The organism is Streptomyces sp. cg35, assembly GCF_050410835.1.
GTDB lineage: Bacteria > Actinomycetota > Actinomycetes > Streptomycetales > Streptomycetaceae > Streptomyces.
The window spans coordinates 5888553-5905897 of record NZ_CP191268.1 but is presented as its reverse complement, the minus strand read 5'-3'; the positions used below and the strand labels follow the sequence as shown (position 1 = coordinate 5905897).

13 protein-coding genes are annotated in these 17345 nt (G+C 70.1%); 2 read left to right on the top strand and 11 right to left on the bottom strand.

Annotated features, from left to right (window positions below; translation table 11 throughout):
• Positions 1 to 43: 43 nt before the first annotated feature.
• From ACQUQD_RS26955 to folC, 10 genes are all read right to left on the bottom strand, one after another.
• Entirely contained in the window at positions 44 to 1999 is a 1956-nt protein-coding gene (locus tag ACQUQD_RS26955; RefSeq protein WP_428954714.1) for a TIGR03960 family B12-binding radical SAM protein, read from the bottom strand.
• Between the two features lie 71 nt (positions 2000 to 2070).
• A complete protein-coding gene (locus ACQUQD_RS26950; RefSeq protein WP_428954713.1) occupies positions 2071 to 3576 on the bottom strand; it encodes a CHAD domain-containing protein in 1506 nt (501 codons plus the stop codon).
• A 105-nt stretch (positions 3577 to 3681) separates the two neighbouring features.
• Positions 3682 to 4884 (bottom strand): rod shape-determining protein RodA, encoded by a 1203-nt coding sequence (rodA, locus tag ACQUQD_RS26945; protein ID WP_428954712.1) that lies wholly within the window; start codon positions 4882 to 4884, stop codon positions 3682 to 3684.
• Positions 4885 to 4890: 6 nt separating this feature from the next.
• On the bottom strand, positions 4891 to 7071 hold the full coding sequence (gene mrdA, locus ACQUQD_RS26940) for a penicillin-binding protein 2 (protein ID WP_428954711.1): 2181 nt from the start codon (positions 7069 to 7071) through the stop codon (positions 4891 to 4893).
• Positions 7072 to 7172: 101 nt separating this feature from the next.
• Positions 7173 to 7847 (bottom strand): rod shape-determining protein MreD, encoded by a 675-nt coding sequence (gene mreD / locus ACQUQD_RS26935; RefSeq protein WP_428954710.1) that lies wholly within the window; start codon positions 7845 to 7847, stop codon positions 7173 to 7175.
• A 19-nt stretch (positions 7848 to 7866) separates the two neighbouring features.
• The gene (gene mreC, locus ACQUQD_RS26930) at positions 7867 to 8814 is read right to left on the bottom strand and encodes a rod shape-determining protein MreC (RefSeq protein WP_428954709.1); all 948 of its coding nucleotides are present in this window, start codon (positions 8812 to 8814) and stop codon (positions 7867 to 7869) included.
• Positions 8815 to 8932: 118 nt separating this feature from the next.
• Positions 8933 to 9952, bottom strand: coding sequence for a rod shape-determining protein (locus ACQUQD_RS26925; protein ID WP_018531437.1), 1020 nt, complete (start codon positions 9950 to 9952; stop codon positions 8933 to 8935).
• Between the two features lie 329 nt (positions 9953 to 10281).
• Entirely contained in the window at positions 10282 to 10695 is a 414-nt protein-coding gene (gene ndk, locus ACQUQD_RS26920) for a nucleoside-diphosphate kinase (protein WP_428954708.1), read from the bottom strand.
• Between the two features lie 170 nt (positions 10696 to 10865).
• Positions 10866 to 11210, bottom strand: a complete 345-nt coding sequence (locus ACQUQD_RS26915) for a DUF4233 domain-containing protein (RefSeq protein WP_428954707.1) — start codon at positions 11208 to 11210, stop codon at positions 10866 to 10868.
• Between the two features lie 6 nt (positions 11211 to 11216).
• Complete coding sequence (folC, locus tag ACQUQD_RS26910; RefSeq protein WP_428954706.1) at positions 11217 to 12752, bottom strand: bifunctional tetrahydrofolate synthase/dihydrofolate synthase; 1536 nt, start codon at positions 12750 to 12752, stop codon at positions 11217 to 11219.
• Positions 12753 to 12885: 133 nt separating this feature from the next.
• On the opposite strand from folC, the gene ACQUQD_RS26905 reads away from it, so the two are divergent.
• Together ACQUQD_RS26905 and ACQUQD_RS26900 are read left to right on the top strand one after the other, a co-directional pair.
• Positions 12886 to 13893, top strand: coding sequence for a rod shape-determining protein (locus tag ACQUQD_RS26905; RefSeq protein ID WP_428954705.1), 1008 nt, complete (start codon positions 12886 to 12888; stop codon positions 13891 to 13893).
• Between the two features lie 168 nt (positions 13894 to 14061).
• The gene (locus tag ACQUQD_RS26900) at positions 14062 to 14622 is read left to right on the top strand and encodes a hypothetical protein (RefSeq protein WP_428954704.1); all 561 of its coding nucleotides are present in this window, start codon (positions 14062 to 14064) and stop codon (positions 14620 to 14622) included.
• 72 nt (positions 14623 to 14694) lie between these two features.
• Here the strand turns inward: ACQUQD_RS26900 and ACQUQD_RS26895 are convergent, their stop codons facing one another.
• Positions 14695 to 17325, bottom strand: coding sequence for a valine--tRNA ligase (locus tag ACQUQD_RS26895; protein ID WP_428954703.1), 2631 nt, complete (start codon positions 17323 to 17325; stop codon positions 14695 to 14697).
• Positions 17326 to 17345: the final 20 nt, after the last annotated feature.

The window sequence follows — 17345 nt, the reverse complement described above, 5'->3', positions numbered from 1 at the left end:
GCCGGTCTCTCGACCGGCCGCCCCTTCGTGTGCGTACGGGGTGCTACTTCACGACCGTCAGCGGCAGCAGCTTCTTGCCGGTCGGGCCGACCTGGATGGCCGTGTCCATCGCCGGGCAGACACCGCAGTCGAAGCACGGCGTCCAGCGGCAGTCGTCGACCTCGGTCTCGTCGAGCGAGTCCTGCCAGTCCTCCCAGAGCCAGTCCTTGTCGAGACCGGAGTCCAGGTGGTCCCAGGGCAGGACCTCCTCGTAGGTGCGCTCACGCGTCGTGTACCAGTCGAGGTCCACACCGTGCGCGGGCAGCGTCTTGGCGGCGCACTCCATCCAGCGGTCGTAACTGAAGTGCTCGCGCCAGCCGTCGAAGCGGCCGCCGTCCTCGTAGACGGCGCGGATGACGTCGCCGATGCGGCGGTCGCCGCGGGAGAGCAGGCCTTCGACGATGCCGGGCTTGCCGTCGTGGTAGCGGAAGCCGATGGAGCGGCCGTACTTCTTGTCGCCGCGGATCTTGTCGCGCAGCTTGGTGAGCCGCTCGTCGGTCTGCTCGGCGGACAGCTGCGGCGCCCACTGGAACGGGGTGTGCGGCTTGGGCACGAACCCGCCGATGGACACCGTGCAGCGGATGTCGTTCGAGCCGGAGACCTCGCGGCCCTTCTGGATCACGTTCATCGCCATGTCGGCGATCTGCAGGACGTCCTCGTCCGTCTCCGTCGGCAGGCCGCACATGAAGTACAGCTTCACCTGGCGCCAGCCGTTGCCGTACGCGGTCGCGACGGTCCGGATGAGGTCCTCTTCCGAGACCATCTTGTTGATGACCTTGCGCATGCGCTCACTGCCGCCCTCGGGGGCGAAGGTGAGGCCGGAGCGGCGGCCGTTGCGGGTCAGCTCGTTGGCCAGGTCGACGTTGAACGCGTCGACGCGGGTCGACGGGAGGGACAGACCGATCTTGTCCTCCTCGTACCGGTCCGCGAGTCCCTTCGCGATGTCACCGATCTCGGTGTGGTCGGCGGAGGACAGCGACAGCAGGCCGACCTCCTCGAAGCCGGTCGCCTTGAGACCCTTGTCGACCATCTCGCCGATGCCGGTGATGCTTCGCTCCCGCACGGGGCGCGTGATCATGCCGGCCTGGCAGAAGCGGCAGCCGCGGGTGCAGCCGCGGAAGATCTCGACGGACATCCGCTCGTGGACCGTCTCCGCGAGCGGCACGAGCGGCTGCTTCGGGTACGGCCACTCGTCGAGGTCCATGACGGTGTGCTTGCTGACCCGCCACGGCACGCCCGACTTGTTCGGCACGACGCGGCCGATGCGGCCGTCGGGCAGGTACTCGACGTCGTAGAACGCGGGGATGTAGACGCTGCCCGTCTTCGCGAGACGGAACAGCACCTCCTCGCGCCCGCCGGGCCGGCCCTCCGCCTTCCAGGCGCGGATGATGTCGGTCATGTCGAGCACGGCCTGCTCGCCGTCACCGATGACCGCGGCGTCGATGAAGTCGGCGATCGGCTCCGGGTTGAACGCCGCGTGGCCGCCCGCGAGGACGATCGGGTCGTCCACCGTGCGGTCCTTGGACTCCAGCGGGATCCCGGCCAGGTCGAGCGCGGCCAGCATGTTCGTGTAGCCGAGCTCGGTGGAGAAGCTCAGCCCGAAGACGTCGAACGCCTTGACCGGGCGGTGGCTGTCCACCGTGAACTGGGGGACCTTGTGCTCGCGCATCAGCGCTTCCAGGTCCGGCCAGACGCTGTAGGTGCGCTCGGCGAGGACGCCCTCCCGCTCGTTCAGCACCTCGTAGAGGATCATGACGCCCTGGTTGGGCAGACCGACCTCGTACGCGTCCGGGTACATCAGCGCCCAGCGGACATCGGCGGACTCCCACGGCTTGACCGTGGAGTTGAGCTCTCCGCCGACGTACTGGATCGGCTTCTGCACATGCGGGAGCAGCGCTTCGAGCTGCGGAAACACAGACTCGACCACTTGGGGCGCCGCGGCGGCGGCTTCGGCAGGCATAACCGTGGACCTTTGTGAGCTGACAGGGGTGACCCTCAAGCCTAACCCGCCCGGCGACCCCGCCTCACCGTCTACAGCCGGGGCTCCGCCGCCTTCGCCCACACCCCGGGCAGTTCCCGCTCCCGGTCCGCCGCGGACGCCTGTTCCTGCCCGTACAGCAGTCCCCAGGTGAAGGCGGTCTCCCCCGCCGCGTGGGCCTGGATCGCCAGGTCCCGCAGCGCCTCGCGGGCGACGACGGAGTCCTGGTGGTCGCCGAGCAGCGACTGCACCTTCTTCATGCGCTTGGCGAACTTCTTGGCCTGCTTGCCGAGCGCGGGCACGGCGGCCTCCCCCGCGTACCGGGCGCGCTTGGCGGCCTTCCGGGCGTCGTGCATCGCCAGGTCGCGGTCCGTGCCGGGCTCCAGGGCCAGAGCGTGCTCGACGCGGGCCGTGAGGCGGGCGTGGTCCTTGAGCGCGGCCTTGGTGAGGACGTCGGCGGCGGGGCGGCGGGCGGCCGGGCCCAGCGGCGGCTCGGCGAGCAGCGCGTCCAGGCTGTCGAGGAGCGTCAGGTACCGCTTGCCGTCGAGCACGGCGACCGTGTGCCGGCGCGAGCCGTGGCGCCGGGCGACCGTCCAGATCCGCAGCCGGCCGCGGACCGGCCCGAGCAGCAGGGTGCGGGGCACGGCGTCGATCCGCTGGGTGAGCCGCTCGGTGAGGACCTCGTGGTCCCGGTCGATGCCCAGTTCCGCCGCGAGCCATTTGAGCTCCTCGCCGACCGGCTCGGTGACGGCCGGGTCGAGCACCTTCTTGTACGTCTTGAAGGCGCTGCGCATGCGCCGGGTCGCGACCCGCATCTGGTGCACGGAGTCCGGCAGGTCCCGGCGCACCGCCGGATCGAGTTCCAGGAGGGTGTCGCGCTGGGCCCGCAGATGGGCGAGGACGTGGTCCCCGGCCGTGACGGGCTTCTCCGCGGCGTCCTTCCGGGGCGGGCGGACCCCGGTCTCGTCGAGGGCGCGGGCCAGCTTCGACGTGGCGGCGGAGCGCGCGACCCCGGCCTTGACCAGCTTCTTCTCGACCTTGGCGAGGAACGCGGGGTCACCGTCGTCGGCGAGCTCGACCTCGATCTCGGTCCAGGCGGCCGCCTCCGCGCCGCCGACCCGCTCGGCGCGGACGGCGTCGACGCTCACCTCGGCGAGGAGTGCGCCGTCGGCCCCGGTCAGATGGGACACGTCGCGCGAGGACAGGAGCCGCACGACGGGGATCAGCTCGTCGCCGCGCACATGGGACCGGACGAGCCCGGCGAGCGCCCGCGGCACCTCGTCGGAGAGCGGGGCGCGTACCTCGTCCCGTACGCCCTCGCTGATGGCGACGGGCAGTTTCAGGTGCCAGCCGGCGTCGTCGCCCCCGGTCCGGCGCCGCAGGGTGATCTGGTGCGCGGCCAGCCGCTGGTCGGTGGTGTCGTAGTACACGGCGTCGAGTTCCATGACGCCCTTGTCGACGACGGCCGACACTCCGGGGACCTTGTGCAGGTCGGGGAGCCTGAAGTGCTCGGCAGGGGCGTCGTACTTCCGCTCGATCTCGCGCTTGGTCTCCGCCATAACCTGAATCTAGACGGCACATCTGCGCGCCGATAGAGGTCAGGGCCGCCAGGGGCGCGAGGATCCGCGCGAGCGACCCCGACGACTGCCGCGCCCGCCGGAGGCCTACGCAGACATGGGACGTTGCACCCTGATCGACTGCAACAGCCCCACCGCCACCCACACGGCGAACATCGACGATCCTCCGTACGAGACGAACGGCAGCGGCAGGCCGGCCACCGGCATGATGCCGAGGGTCATTCCGATGTTCTCGAAGGCCTGGAAGGCGAACCAGGCGATGATCCCGGCGGCGACGATCGTGCCGTACAGCTCCGTCGTCTCCCGGGCGATCCGGCACGCCCGCCACAGCAGCACCCCGAGCAGCAGCACGATCGCGCCCGCTCCCAGGAAGCCCAGCTCCTCGCCGGCCACCGTGAAGACGAAGTCCGTCTGCTGCTCGGGCACGAACTGTCCGGTCGTCTGCGATCCGTGGAACAGGCCGGCACCGCTCAGCCCGCCCGAACCGATCGCGATCCGCGCCTGGTTGGTGTTGTAGCCGACGCCCGCGGGGTCGAGCGCCGGGTTGGCGAACGCCGCGAACCGCGCGATCTGGTAGTCGTCGAGCACCCCGAGCTGCCAGACGGCCACGGCCCCGGCGGCGCCGACCCCGATCAGCCCGAGCACCCACCGGTTGGACGCGCCGGACGAGAGCAGCACGCCGAGCACGATCATCACCATGACCATGACGGACCCGAGGTCCGGCATCAGCATGACGACCATCATCGGGACGGCGGCGAGGCCGAGCGCCTGGAGGACGGTGCGGTGGTCGGGGTGTTCCCGGTCTCCGGCGTCGACGCGCGCCGCGAGCAGCATCGCCATGCCCAGGATGATCGTGATCTTCACGAACTCGGAGGGCTGGAGGGAGAAGCCGCCGCCGATGATGATCCAGGCGTGCGCGCCGTTCACGGTGGCGCCGAGCGGGGTGAGGACGAGCAGCACCAGGAAGACGGAGATCCCGTACAGGATCGGGACCGCCGTCCGCAGCGTCCGGTGTCCCAGCCAGATCGTCCCGATCATCAGCGCGAACCCGATGCCGGTGTTCAGCAGGTGCCGGAACAGGAAGTAGTACGGGTCGCCCTGGTTGAGCTCGGTGCGGTTGCGCGTGGCCGAGTAGACCAGCGCGGCGCCGATCAGCGACAGCGCGACCGCCGACAGCAGTATCGGCCAGTCGAGCCGGCGCACCACCGAGTCGCGGGCCATGAGCCGCGACATGGTGGAGCGCTGCTGCGGCCCGTAGCCGGAGACGGAGAAGCCATTGGTGCCGGCCATGGTCGGTCAGTCCCTCCTGCTGTACGTGGAGGTGGGCAGACCCGCCGCCAGTTCCTGCTGCGCGGGCGGCTCTTCCTTGTTGGGCTCGTACGGCTTGATCTTCGGGGAGTCGATCGAGCCGTCCTTCTCGATCTTCGGCAGGCTCTTCTCCGGCTCGGGCAGCAGCGCCTTCTTCAGGTTCTGCTTGCCGCTGCTGTCGAGGCCGTAGATCGCGTCGTAGATCTTGCGGACGGCGGGGCCCGAGGCGCCGGAACCCGTACCACCCTGGGAGATCGTCATGACGATCGAGTAGTCCTTGGTGTACGTCGCGAACCACGACGTCGTCTGCTTGCCGTAGACCTCGGCCGTACCGGTCTTGGCGTGCATCGGGATCTTGTCCTGGGGCCAGCCGCCGAAGCGCCAGGCCGCCGTACCGCGGGTCGCCACTCCCGCCAGTGCTTGGTCTATCTCGTCGCGGGTCTTGCCCTTGAAGGGGAGCTTGCCGTTGACCTTCGGCTGGATCTCCTGGACGTTCTTGCCGTCGGCGCTGACGATGGCCTTGCCGACCTCGGGCTCGTGCAGGGTGCCGCCGTTGGAGATCGCCGCGTAGATCGACGCCATCTGGATCGGGGTGACGAGGGTGTCGCCCTGGCCGATGGAGTAGTTGACGGAGTCACCGGCGCGCATGAGGTTGCCTTCGAGGCAGTTCTCGTAGTTCAGGCGCTGGACGTAGTCGCCGTCCTTCTTGCCGGACTTGCACCAGGAGTCCTTGTTGGCCTTCCAGAACCGCTGCTTCCACTGGCGGTCGGGGACCCGGCCGGTGACCTCGTTGGGCAGGTCGATGCCGGTCTCCTTGCCGAGACCGAACTGGTGGGCCGTCTTGTAGAACCAGTCCTGGGTGTCCTTGTTGCCCTTGAGACCGCCGTCCTTCTTCCACTCGTTGTGGGCGAGTCCGTAGAAGACGGTGTCGCAGGAGACCTCCAGGGCGCGGCCCAGGTTGATCGGGCCGAAGTTCTCCGACTCGAAGTTCTTGAAGACCTGGTTGCCGATGGAGTACGAGCTGGTGCAGGGGTAGCGGCCGTTGAACGGGTAGCCGGCGTTGACCGCGGCCGTCGTGGAGACGACCTTGAAGATCGAGCCCGGGGCGGCCTGGCCCTGGATCGCGCGGTTCAGCAGCGGGTAGTTGGACTTCTTGCCGGTGAGCTCGGCGTAGTCCTTGCCGGAGATGCCGCCGACCCAGGCGTTCGGGTCGTAGGCCGGGTTGGACGCCATGGCGACGACGCGGCCGGTCTTGGCCTCCATCACCACGACGGCGCCGGAGTCGGCCTTGTAGTTGGTGCCGGTGTTCTTGTCGAACTCCTTGCGGGCGGCCTTCATGGCCTCGTTGAGCTCGTACTCGGCGACGGACTGGACGCGTGCGTCTATCGACGTGACGACGTTCGCTCCCGGCTCGGCCTTGTCGCTGTTGGCGCGGCCGATGACGCGGCCGAGGTTGTCGACCTCGTAGCGGGTGACGCCGGCCTTGCCGCGCAGCTCCTTGTCGTAGGTGCGCTCCAGGCCGGAGCGGCCGACCTGGTCGGAGCGCAGGTAGGGCGAGTCGGTGTCCTTGGCCTTCTCGATCTCCGCGTCGGTGACCGGGGAGAGGTAGCCGAGGACCTGGGCGGTGTTGGAGCCGCCGGGTCCGGCGTAGCGGCGTACGGCGGTGGGTTCGGCGGTGATGCCGGGGAAGTCCTCGCCGCGCTCGCGGATCTGCAGCGCCTGCTTGGGCGTGGCCTCGTCGGTGATCGGGATGGGCTGGTAGGGCGAGCCGTTCCAGCAGGGCTGCGGCGTCTTGGCGTCGCACAGCCGGACCTTCTCCTCGACCTCCTTGGGCTGCATCCCGAGGACGTCGGCGAGCTTGGCGAGGACGCTCTTGCCGTCGTCCTTCATCTTCATCAGGTCGGTGCGCGAGGCGGAGACCACGAGCCGGGTCTCGTTGTCGGCGATGGGCACACCGCGGGCGTCGAGGATCGAGCCGCGCACGGCGGGCGTGACGACCTGCTGGACGTGGTTGCCGGAGGCCTCCTTGGCGTACTCGTCGCCGTTGCGGATCTGGAGGTACCAGAGGCGGCCGCCGAGCGTCAGCAGGAGGGAGAGGACGAGGATCTGAAGGACGATGAGGCGGATCTGGACCCGTGGGGTCCGGCCCGTCTCGGGGATGTTGGTCACGGTGGCGTGCTCCCCCTCTCAGTACGTGTACGAGTACGTGTACACGCGGAAGCTGTGCATGGCGGGCGTCAGGGGCGTCAGGGGCGTCGACTGCCGGGCGCTCACAGGCGCTTGACCCCCTTGATGCGTCCGGCCCGGGCGGCGCGCGCCTTGACGGACTTCATGCGCAGCCCGCCGCGCTGGTTGCCGATGCGCAGACCGGTGCCGGCGGAGAGCCAGCCGGAGGACACGTCGGCGGCCTTGGCGGAGCCGCCGGAGCTGTCGCTCAGCGGGTCGTTCTCCGCGCGTCTGGCGAGCGCCATCACGCCGGGCACGACGAACGGCGCGAGCAGCAGGTCGTAGAGCGCGGCCGTGAACAGCAGGCTGCCGAGGCCGACATGGCGGGCCGCGGTGTCGCCGACGAGGGCGCCCACGCCCGCGTAGAGCAGGGTCGTGCCGACGGCCGCGCCGACGACCACGAGCATGGGGCCCGCGGCCGAGCGCAGCTGTCCGGTGTCCGGCTTGGCGAGACCGGCGAGGTAGCCGATGACGCAGAGGACGAGGGCGTAGCGGCCGGCGGCGTGGTCGGCGGGCGGGGCGAGGTCGGCGAGCAGACCCGCGCCGAAGCCGACGAGGGCGCCGCCCACGTGCCCGTACACCAGGGCCAGGCCCAGGACGGTCAGGAGCAGCAGGTCGGGTACGGCACCGGGGAGTTGGAGCCTCGCGAGAATGCAGACCTGGACGACCAGGGCGACGACGACGAGGGTGATGGAGAGCAGCATCCGGTTGAAGCGCATGGTTCTTTGCTCCTCCTGACTACTGCTCGTAGCCGTTGTCGGCGCCGCCTGCGGGCGCGGACGGGGTGGCGGTGACGGTCACGGTCGGGGCCGGCTTCGGCTTGGCGGGCTTGGCGGGCAGGACCTCGTCGCGCGGGTCGGTGCGCGGGGGCTGCACGACGATGCCGACGATGTCGAGCTTGGTGAACCCGACGTAGGGCTCGACGTAGACGGTGCGGGTCAGATCGCCGCCGGACGGGTCGACGCGGACGACCTTGCCGACCGGGACGCCGGGCACGAACGGCTTGTCGGCCTGCGAGCCGAAGGTGACGAGGCGGTCGCCCTTCTTGACCTTGGCCTTGCCGTTGAGCAGTTGGACGCGCAGCGGTCGGTCGCCCTGCCCGGAGGCGAAGCCGAGCTCGTCGGTCTTCTCCATGCGGGTGCCGACGGTGAAGTCGGGGTCGTTGGCGAGCAGCACCGTGGCGGTGTTGGGGCCGACGGTGGTGACGCGGCCGACGAGACCGTCCCCGTTCAGGACGGTCATGTCGCGCTTGATGCCGTCGCTGGCGCCCGCGTCGATGGTGACGGTCCAGGAGAAGCCCTGCGCGGACCCTATGGCGATGATCTGGGCGCCCTTGATGCCGTACTGGCCCGCACCCGCGGTCTTCAGCATGGTGTCGAGCTGGTGGATCTTGCTGCGGTTGCGGTCGTCGCTGCCGAGCTCGGCCTTCAACGCGGCGTTCTCGCGCTCCAGCTGACCGATGCGGTCGTGCCGGTTGCCGGAGTCGCGGACCGCGCTTATGGCGTTCCCGATGGGGTCGACCGCGCCGGAGACGCCGTTCTCCACCGGACCGAAGACCTTGGCGGCGGCCTGGCGGGCACCGTCGACCGGCGAGTCCTCACCGCCGCGGATGTCCACCGTGATCAGTGCGAACGCGATGGCGATCAGCAGCACCAGGAGCAGCCGGCTCTCTCGTGTGTCCCTCACGTGCGGCGGCCGTGCCTTCCTCAATTGGAATCTGGGGAATTCTTATGCCTTGCCTCTATATCAACGATCCGCCGCACGAAGTGGCAGGCACTCGTACGGCGGACGTTTTCGCGTCACGTCATCTGCGTGGCGAGGCGTCCAGCACCTGCTGGAGCGCCTCGAACTCCTCGACGCACTTGCCGGACCCGAGGGCCACGCTGTCCAGCGGGTCCTCCGCGATGTGGATCGGCATGCCGGTCTCGCGGCGCAGCCGCTCGTCGAGGCCGCGCAGCAGGGCGCCGCCGCCGGTCAGGACGATACCGCGGTCCATGACGTCGCCCGACAGTTCGGGCGGGCACTTGTCGAGGGTGGTCTTGACCGCGTCGACGATCGCGTTGACCGGCTCCTCGATGGCCTTGCGCACCTCGGCGGCCGAGATGACGACCGTCTTCGGCAGACCGGACACGAGGTCGCGGCCGCGGATCTCGGTGTGCTCGTCGGAGTCGAGGTCGTACGCGGAACCGATGGTGATCTTGATCTGTTCGGCGGTGCGCTCACCGAGGAGGAGCGAGTACTCCTTCTTGATGTGCTGGATGATCGCGTTGTCCAGCTCGTCGCCCGCGACGCGGATCGACTGTGCCGTGACGATTCCGCCGAGCGAGATCACCGCGACCTCGGTGGTGCCGCCGCCGATGTCCACCACCATGTTGCCCGTGGCCTCGTGGACCGGGAGACCGGAGCCGATGGCCGCGGCCATCGGCTCCTCGATGATGTGCACCTGGCGGGCACCGGCCTGCGAGGAGGCCTCGATGACGGCGCGACGCTCCACGCCGGTGATGCCGGAGGGCACGCACACGACCACGCGGGGCCGCGCCAGGTAGCGACGCTTGTGGATCTTCAGGATGAAGTAGCGGAGCATCCGCTCCGTGATCTCGAAGTCGGCGATCACGCCGTCCTTCAGTGGACGCACCGCGACGATGTTGCCAGGGGTGCGACCGATCATTTTCTTGGCTTCGGCGCCGACCGCGAGGATGCCACCGGTGTTCGTGTTGATCGCGACCACGGAGGGTTCGTTGAGCACGATCCCGCGACCCCTGACGTACACCAGCGTGTTGGCGGTCCCGAGGTCGACAGCCATGTCACGGCCGATGAACGACATTGAGTTCCCCATCAGGATTCGTCTGGCCTTCCCAAGTGGAGCGTCTGATTGCTTGTCAGGTAGGCGAGAGGTTAACGCGTGTGGCGTGGAGGCTTCCATCGTAGTCTTGCCTGCACGACCACGGCGCGAGGGTCTTCGCCATTGTCAGCAGATGAATCGCCGCCCCGCTAATGGGGACGTGCCGACGGAGGGTTGCGTTCCCCCAATCGGGGCGCATATGCCAAAGAGCGGCCCATTTTATCGGGCCGCTCCAGGTCAGTCGCGCTGCGTGACTGATGCGGCGTCAGAAAAGAAATTCCGGAGATCTCAGCAGCCGAGACCGGAAAACCTCAGACCAGGTTCGGGAAGAAGATCTTCAGCTCACGCTCGGCCGACTCCTCGGAGTCCGAGGCGTGGATCAGGTTCTCCCGGACGATGACGCCGAAGTCGCCGCGGATCGAACCGGGGGCGGCGGCGATCGGGTCGGTCGGACCGGCCAGCTGGCGTACGCCCTCGATGACGCGCTCGCCCTCGACGACCAGCGCGACGACCGGGCCGGACGACATGAAGGCGACCAGCGGCTCGTAGAACGGCTTGCCCTTGTGCTCGCCGTAGTGCTGCTCCAGCGTCTCCTGGCTCAGGCTGCGCAGCTCCAGGGCGCTGATCGTCCAGCCGGCCTTGCGCTCGATACGGCCGATGACCTCGCCGATCAGGCCGCGGCGGACGGCGTCGGGCTTGAGCAGGACGAGCGTGCGCTGGGTCATTGTGGCTGGACTCCTTGTGCGGCCTGGATGTGCGGTGGGCCTGAGATTACAGGGGGTCACCGGGGCCGGGCGCCGTGGGTCCTGCCGCTGGTGGGCTGGTCCCGGTTCGTCGTGGTTGCGCGACCGGCCCCCACCGGCCCGCAGACGAGGCCCCCGCCCCGAGAACACGCTCAGGCCGCGCTCGACTCCTGCTGCGCCCAGCGGGCCTTCGCCTCGTCGACCTTCCGGCCGAAGTGGACCGATGCCCACCACAGGGCCGCGAAGCACGCCCCCATGAAGAACATCAGCGGCACGAAGACGCCGCTGACGATCAGGGCGATCTGCAGGGCCCAGCCGAGCTGGACACCGCCCGGCCGGGTCACCATGCCGCACAGCAGCACGCTGAGCACCATGGCGATGCCGCACACCGTCCACACCAGACCGCTCGACAGATCGGGGTCCTTCATCGCCACCAGACCGGCGAAGCCGATGACGAAGAACTCACCGATCAGGGTCGAGGAACACAACGTACGCACAGCGGATCAGCCCTTCCCCAGCAACAGCCTGGCCTCGCCGACCGTGATCACGGATCCGGTGACGAGCACTCCCCCGCCCGCGTACTCGCCCTCTTCCTCGGCGAGCGTGATCGCGGCCTCCAACGCGTCGTCGAGCCGCGGCTCGACCTGCACCCGGTCGTCGCCGAAGACCTCCACCGCGACGGCCGCCAGTTCGTCGGCGTCCATGGCCCGGTGGCTGGAGTTCTGCGTGACGACGATCTCCGCGAAGATCGGCTCGAAGGCCTCGAGCAGTCCTCGCACGTTCTTGTCGGCGCTGGCGCCGACGACGCCGATCAGCCGGCTGAAGTCGAAGACCTCGCTGATCGCCTCGGCGGTGACCCGGGCGCCCGCCGGGTTGTGCGCGGCGTCGAGCACGACGGTCGGCGAGCGGCGCACGACCTCCAGGCGGCCCGGCGAGGTGACGCTCGCGAACGCCTTGCGGATGGTGTCGATGTCGAGCGGGCGCGCGTGCTGCGAGCCGATGCCGAAGAACGCCTCGACGGCGGCGAGCGCGACCGCCGCGTTGTGCGCCTGGTGCGCGCCGTGCAGCGGGAGGAAGATCTCCTCGTACTCGCCGCCCAGGCCGCGCAGCGTCACGAGCTGGCCGCCGACGGCGACCTGGCGCGCGACGACGCCGAACTCCAGGCCCTCGCGCGCGACGGTCGCGTCGGTCTCGACGGCCTTCTTGAGGATCACCTGCGCCGCGTCCACCGGCTGCTGCGCCATGATCACGGTCGCGTCCTGCTTGATGATCCCGGACTTCTCGCCCGCGATCTCGCCGGGTGTGGAGCCGAGCCGGTCGGTGTGGTCGAGGTCGATGGGGGTGATGACGGCGACCGACGCGTCGATCACGTTGGTCGCGTCCCAGCGGCCGCCCATGCCGACCTCGACGACCGCGACGTCGACGGGGGCGTCGGCGAAGGCCGCGTAGGCCATACCGGTCAGCACCTCGAAGAAGGAGAGCCGGAACTCCTGCTGGGAGTCGACCATCTCCACGTACGGCTTGATGTCCTCGAACGTCTCGATGAAGCGCTCGTACGCGATGGGGGCGCCGTCGAGGCTGATGCGCTCGGTGACCGACTGGACGTGCGGCGACGTGTACCGGCCGGTGCGCAGCTCGAAGGCGCCGAGGAGCGCCTCGATCATGCGGGCCGTGGACGTCTTGCCGTTCGTCCCCGTGATGTGGATCGAGGGGTACGCGCGCTGCGGCTCGCCCAGCACGTCCATGAGCGCGGCGATGCGGCTGACGGACGGCTCCAGCTTCGTCTCGCCCCAGCGCCCGGCGAGGTCGGCCTCCACCGCGCGCAGCGCCCGCTCCACCTCGGGGTCCTGCGGGCGCGCGGGGACACCGTCGCCCTGCGGGGGGCCGCCCTGGGTGCGCAGGGTGCGGCTGCCCGCCTCGATCACCGCGAGGTCGGGGTCGCGGTCGGTCTCGGCGCCCACGATCTCCTCGAAGGCGTCGGAGTCGGGGTGGCCGGCGGGCTCGTCGTCGCTGCTGTCGCGCGGAGGGAGGTCACTCACGTACGCCAGTCTACGGAGGCGCGCCGACAGTGCCGCAGACGCCACCCGCGGTCCCGAATCAGGACTTTGTGCCTGTCCGTTTCGGGACCTTGGTCCCGCCGGATCACAGCATCGACCTGCAAACTTGGCGATCATGGACATAGGCATCGATCTCGGCACCGCCAACACCCTTCTCTACGTGCGCGGTCAGGGCATCGTGCTGAACGAACCGTCGGTCGTCGCCGTCAAGGAAGGCGGCCGCGGCGCGCTCGCCGTCGGTGCCGAGGCGAAGGAGACCATCGGCCGGACCCCCGGCTCGATCACCGCGATCCGGCCGCTGCGCGGCGGCGTGATCAGCGACTACGAAGCGGCCGAGGAGATGATCCGGCACTTCGTGCGCAAGGCGGTGCCCGGGCGGCGGCCCCGTACGCGGATGGTGGTGTGCGTGCCGAGCGGGGTGACGCCCGTGGAGCGGCGGGCCATCGTGCACGCGGCCCAGCGGTCGGGCGCGCGGGCCGTCCACCTGATCGAGGAGCCGATGGCGGCGGCGATCGGGGCGGGCCTGCCGGTGGCCGATCCGCGCGGGTCGATGGTCGTGGACATCGGGGGCGGCACGACCGAGGTGGCCGTCATCTCCCTTGGCGGCGTGGTCACTTCGCAGTCGCTGCGGGTGGGCGGTGACCGGCTCGACGAGGCGATCACGGACCATGTGCGCAAGGAGCACGGGCTCCTCATCGGGGAGCGGACGGCCGAGGACATCAAGGTCGCGATCGGTTCGGCGTGGCCGGTGCCCGGGCAGGACGCCTTCGAGATGCGGGCGTTCACCGTACGGGGGCGCGAGAAGGTCGCGGGGCTGCCCAAGACGGTCGAGCTGACCGTGCGCGAGGTGCGGGCCGCGCTGGACGAACCGGTGGAGGCGATCATCACGGCGGTGAAGGCGACGCTGGAGGAGTGTCCGCCGGAGCTGTCCGGCGACGTCATGGAGCACGGGATCGTGCTGACGGGCGGCGGCGCGCTGCTGCCCGGCCTCGATCTGCGCCTGGCGTCCGGGACGGGCATCCCGGTGTTCGTGGCGGAGGACCCGCTGGACAGCGTCGCGTTGGGCTGCGGCAAGTGCGTGGACGACTTCGACGAGCTCCAGCGGGTGATGACAGCGGCGTAGGCCGTCCCGGCGGGGCCGGGCATCGGCGCGGGCCGCGGCCCCGTCGGTCCGGGGCCGCACACGGTCCGGCTGCCGGCGGGCGCGGACGCCGCGTCCATCTGCCGTAAACCGTGAGGCCGTTCGGCGCGGTGACCCCCCGTCCGGCGCAGCCAGGGTTCCAATCGGACCATGTGGTACGCACATCAACCCGGCCGCCGCGCCCGGCAGGTCCTCGGCGACGGCGCCGCTCTGCTCTGGGTCGGGGGCTGGGCGGCGACCGCGGTCGTCGCGCACCGGCTCATCACGGTCGCCGCCCGCCCCGCCCCGCACACCCGGCCCCGCATCCCGCTGCTCGGCCCCCGGATGACCGGCGCCCTGCACGACGTCGCCCGGGCCGGCGACCGGCTGTCCGACGCCGCGCCCAGCGGATCGGCGCCCGTGCAGGCGCTCGCCGTGCTCGCGGCCGTCGCCCTGTTCGTCGTCCCGGTCGGCCTGTTGCTCGCCCTGTGGCTGCCGCGCCGGATCCGCTGGACCCGGCAGGCCGCCGCGGCACGTGAACTGGCCGCCACCGAGGACGGCCGTGAGCTGCTCGCGCTGCGCGCCCTCGTCCGCCCCCTCGACGAGCTCGCCCGGTTCAGCGACGCGGGCCCGGGCCGGCTCGCCGAGGGCTGGCGGGAGGCGGACCCGGCCGTCCTGGACGCCCTGGCCGACGTCGAGTTGCGGCGCCTCGGCCTGAGCACCGCCTCCTGAGGCCAGGGCCCGGCCCGGACACGGGGAAGGCCCCGGAACCCATGGGTTCCGGGGCCTTCCGCTGCCGATGACTCACGCCTGCGGCAGTCGCTCCAACTGCGCCTGGATACGGGCGATGTCCTCGTCCGCCTTGGCCAGCCGCGCACGGATGCCCTCGACGACCTTCTCCGGTGCCTTGCCGAGGAATTTCTCGTTGCCCAGCTTGCCCTCGGCCTGCGCCTTGTCCTTCTCGGCGGCGGCGAGGTCCTTGGCGAGACGCTTGCGCTCGGCGGCCACGTCGATGGCGCCGGACAGGTCGAGCGCCACCTCGGCACCGGCGACCGGCAGCGTCGCCGTCGCCTGGAAGGCGTCGCCCTCCGGCTGCAGCTTCAGCAGCTGCCGGATGGCCGCCTCGTGCGGGGCGAGCGCCGTGCCGTCCAGGGTGAGCCGGGCCGGGACGCGCTGGCCCGCCTTCAGGCCCTGCTCGCCCTTGAACCGGCGGACCTCGGTGACGACCTGCTGGACCGTCTCGATCTCGCGCTCGGCGGCGTCGTCCCGGAAGCCACTGTCCTTGGGCCACTCGGCGACGACGACCGAGTCACCGCCGGTCAGCGTGGTCCACAGCGCCTCCGTCACGAACGGCACGATCGGGTGCAGCAGCCGCAGCGTCACGTCCAGGACCTCGCCGAGGACCCGGCCCGACACCTCGGCCGGCTCGCCGCCCGCCATGAACGTCGTCTTCGACAGCTCGACGTACCAGTCGAAGACCTCGTCCCACGCGTAGTGGAACAGCGAGTCGGAGACCTTGGCGAACTGGAAGTCGTCGTAGAACGCGTCGACCTCGGCCACCGTCTTGTTCAGCCGCGACAGGATCCAGCGGTCCGTCGCCGTCATCTGCTCCGGCGCGGGCAGCGGGCCCTCGATCGTCGCGCCGTTCATCAGCGCGAAGCGCGTGGCGTTCCAGATCTTGTTGGCGAAGTTCCGGGAGGCCTGGACCCAGTCCTCGCCGATCGGCACGTCGGCACCGGGGTTGGCGCCGCGGGCCAGGGTGAAGCGGACCGCGTCCGACCCGTACGCGTTCATCCAGTCGATGGGGTCGACCGCGTTCGGGTTCGACTTCGACATCTTCTTGCCGAACTCGTCGCGCACCAGGCCGGTCAGGGCGACCGTCTTGAACGGGACCTGGTCCTCCATCGCGTACAGGCCGAACATCATCATCCGGACGACCCAGAAGAAGATGATGTCGTGGCCGGTCAGCAGGACGTCGGTCGGATAGAACTTCGCGAGGTCCTCGGTCTCCTCCGGCCAGCCCAGCGTGGAGAACGGCCACAGACCGGACGAGAACCAGGTGTCGAGGACGTCCTCGTCCTGCGTCCAGCCCTCGGCCTCGGTGCCCGGCGGCTGCTCGTCGGGACCGACACAGACGACCTCGCCGTCGGGCCCGTACCAGACGGGGATGCGGTGGCCCCACCACAACTGCCGCGAGATGCACCAGTCGTTGAGGTTGTCGACCCAGTCGAAGTACCGCTTCTCCATGTCCTTCGGGTGGAGGGCGACGCGCCCGTCACGGACCGCGTCACCTGCGGCCTTGGCCAGCGTCTCGACCTTGACCCACCACTGCAGCGACAGGCGCGGCTCGATGGTGGTCTTGCAGCGCGAGCAGTGCCCGACGGAGTGGACGTACGGGCGCTTCTCGGCGACGATCCGGCCCTGCTCGCGCAGCGCGGCGACGATCGCCGCGCGCGCCTCGAACCGGTCGAGGCCCTGGAACGGACCGGGCACCGTGATGACCGCCCGCTCGTCCATGACGGTCAGCGTCTCGAGGTCGTGCCGCTGCCCGATCGCGAAGTCGTTCGGGTCGTGGGCCGGGGTCACCTTGACGGCGCCGGTCCCGAACTCCGGGTCGACGTGCGTGTCGGCGACGACCGGGATCGTCCGGTCGGTCAGCGGCAGCTTGATCCGCTTGCCGATCAGATGCGCGTACCGCTCGTCGTCCGGGTGGACGGCCACGGCGGTGTCACCGAGCATCGTCTCGACACGGGTGGTCGCGACGACCACGGTCTCGTCGCCCTCGCCGTACTTCAGCGAGACGAGCTCACCGTCGTCGTCCTGGTAGTCCACCTCGATGTCCGAGATGGCGGTGAGGCAGCGCGGGCACCAGTTGATGATGCGCTCGGCGCGGTAGATCAGCCCGTCGTCGTACAGGTCCTTGAAGATCTTCTGGACGGCGCGGGACAGCCCCTCGTCCATCGTGAACCGCTCGCGCGACCAGTCGAGGCCGGCGCCGAGGCGCTTGAGCTGGCCGAGGATCCGGCCGCCGTACTCGCTCTTCCACTGCCACGTCTTCTCGACGAAGGCGTCACGGCCGATGTCGTGCCGGGACTTGCCCTCCTCGGCGAGCTGCTGCTCGACCTTGTTCTGCGTCGCGATGCCGGCGTGGTCCATGCCGGGCAGCCACAGGGTCTCGAAGCCCTGCATGCGCTTGCGGCGCGTGAGGGCGTCCATGAGCGTCACCTGGAACGCGTGGCCCAGGTGCAGCGCGCCGGTCACGTTCGGCGGCGGGATGACGATCGTGTACGGCTCCTTCTCGCTCTTCGCGTCAGCGGTGAAGTAGCCCCGTTCTACCCAGCGCTCGTACAGCGCCCCCTCTACCTCGGCCGGCGCGTACTGGGTCGGCAGTTCGGAGGTGGGCGCTGGGTTCTGCTGCTGAGAGTTCTCGGTCACGGGGCCAGTTTAGAGGGGTC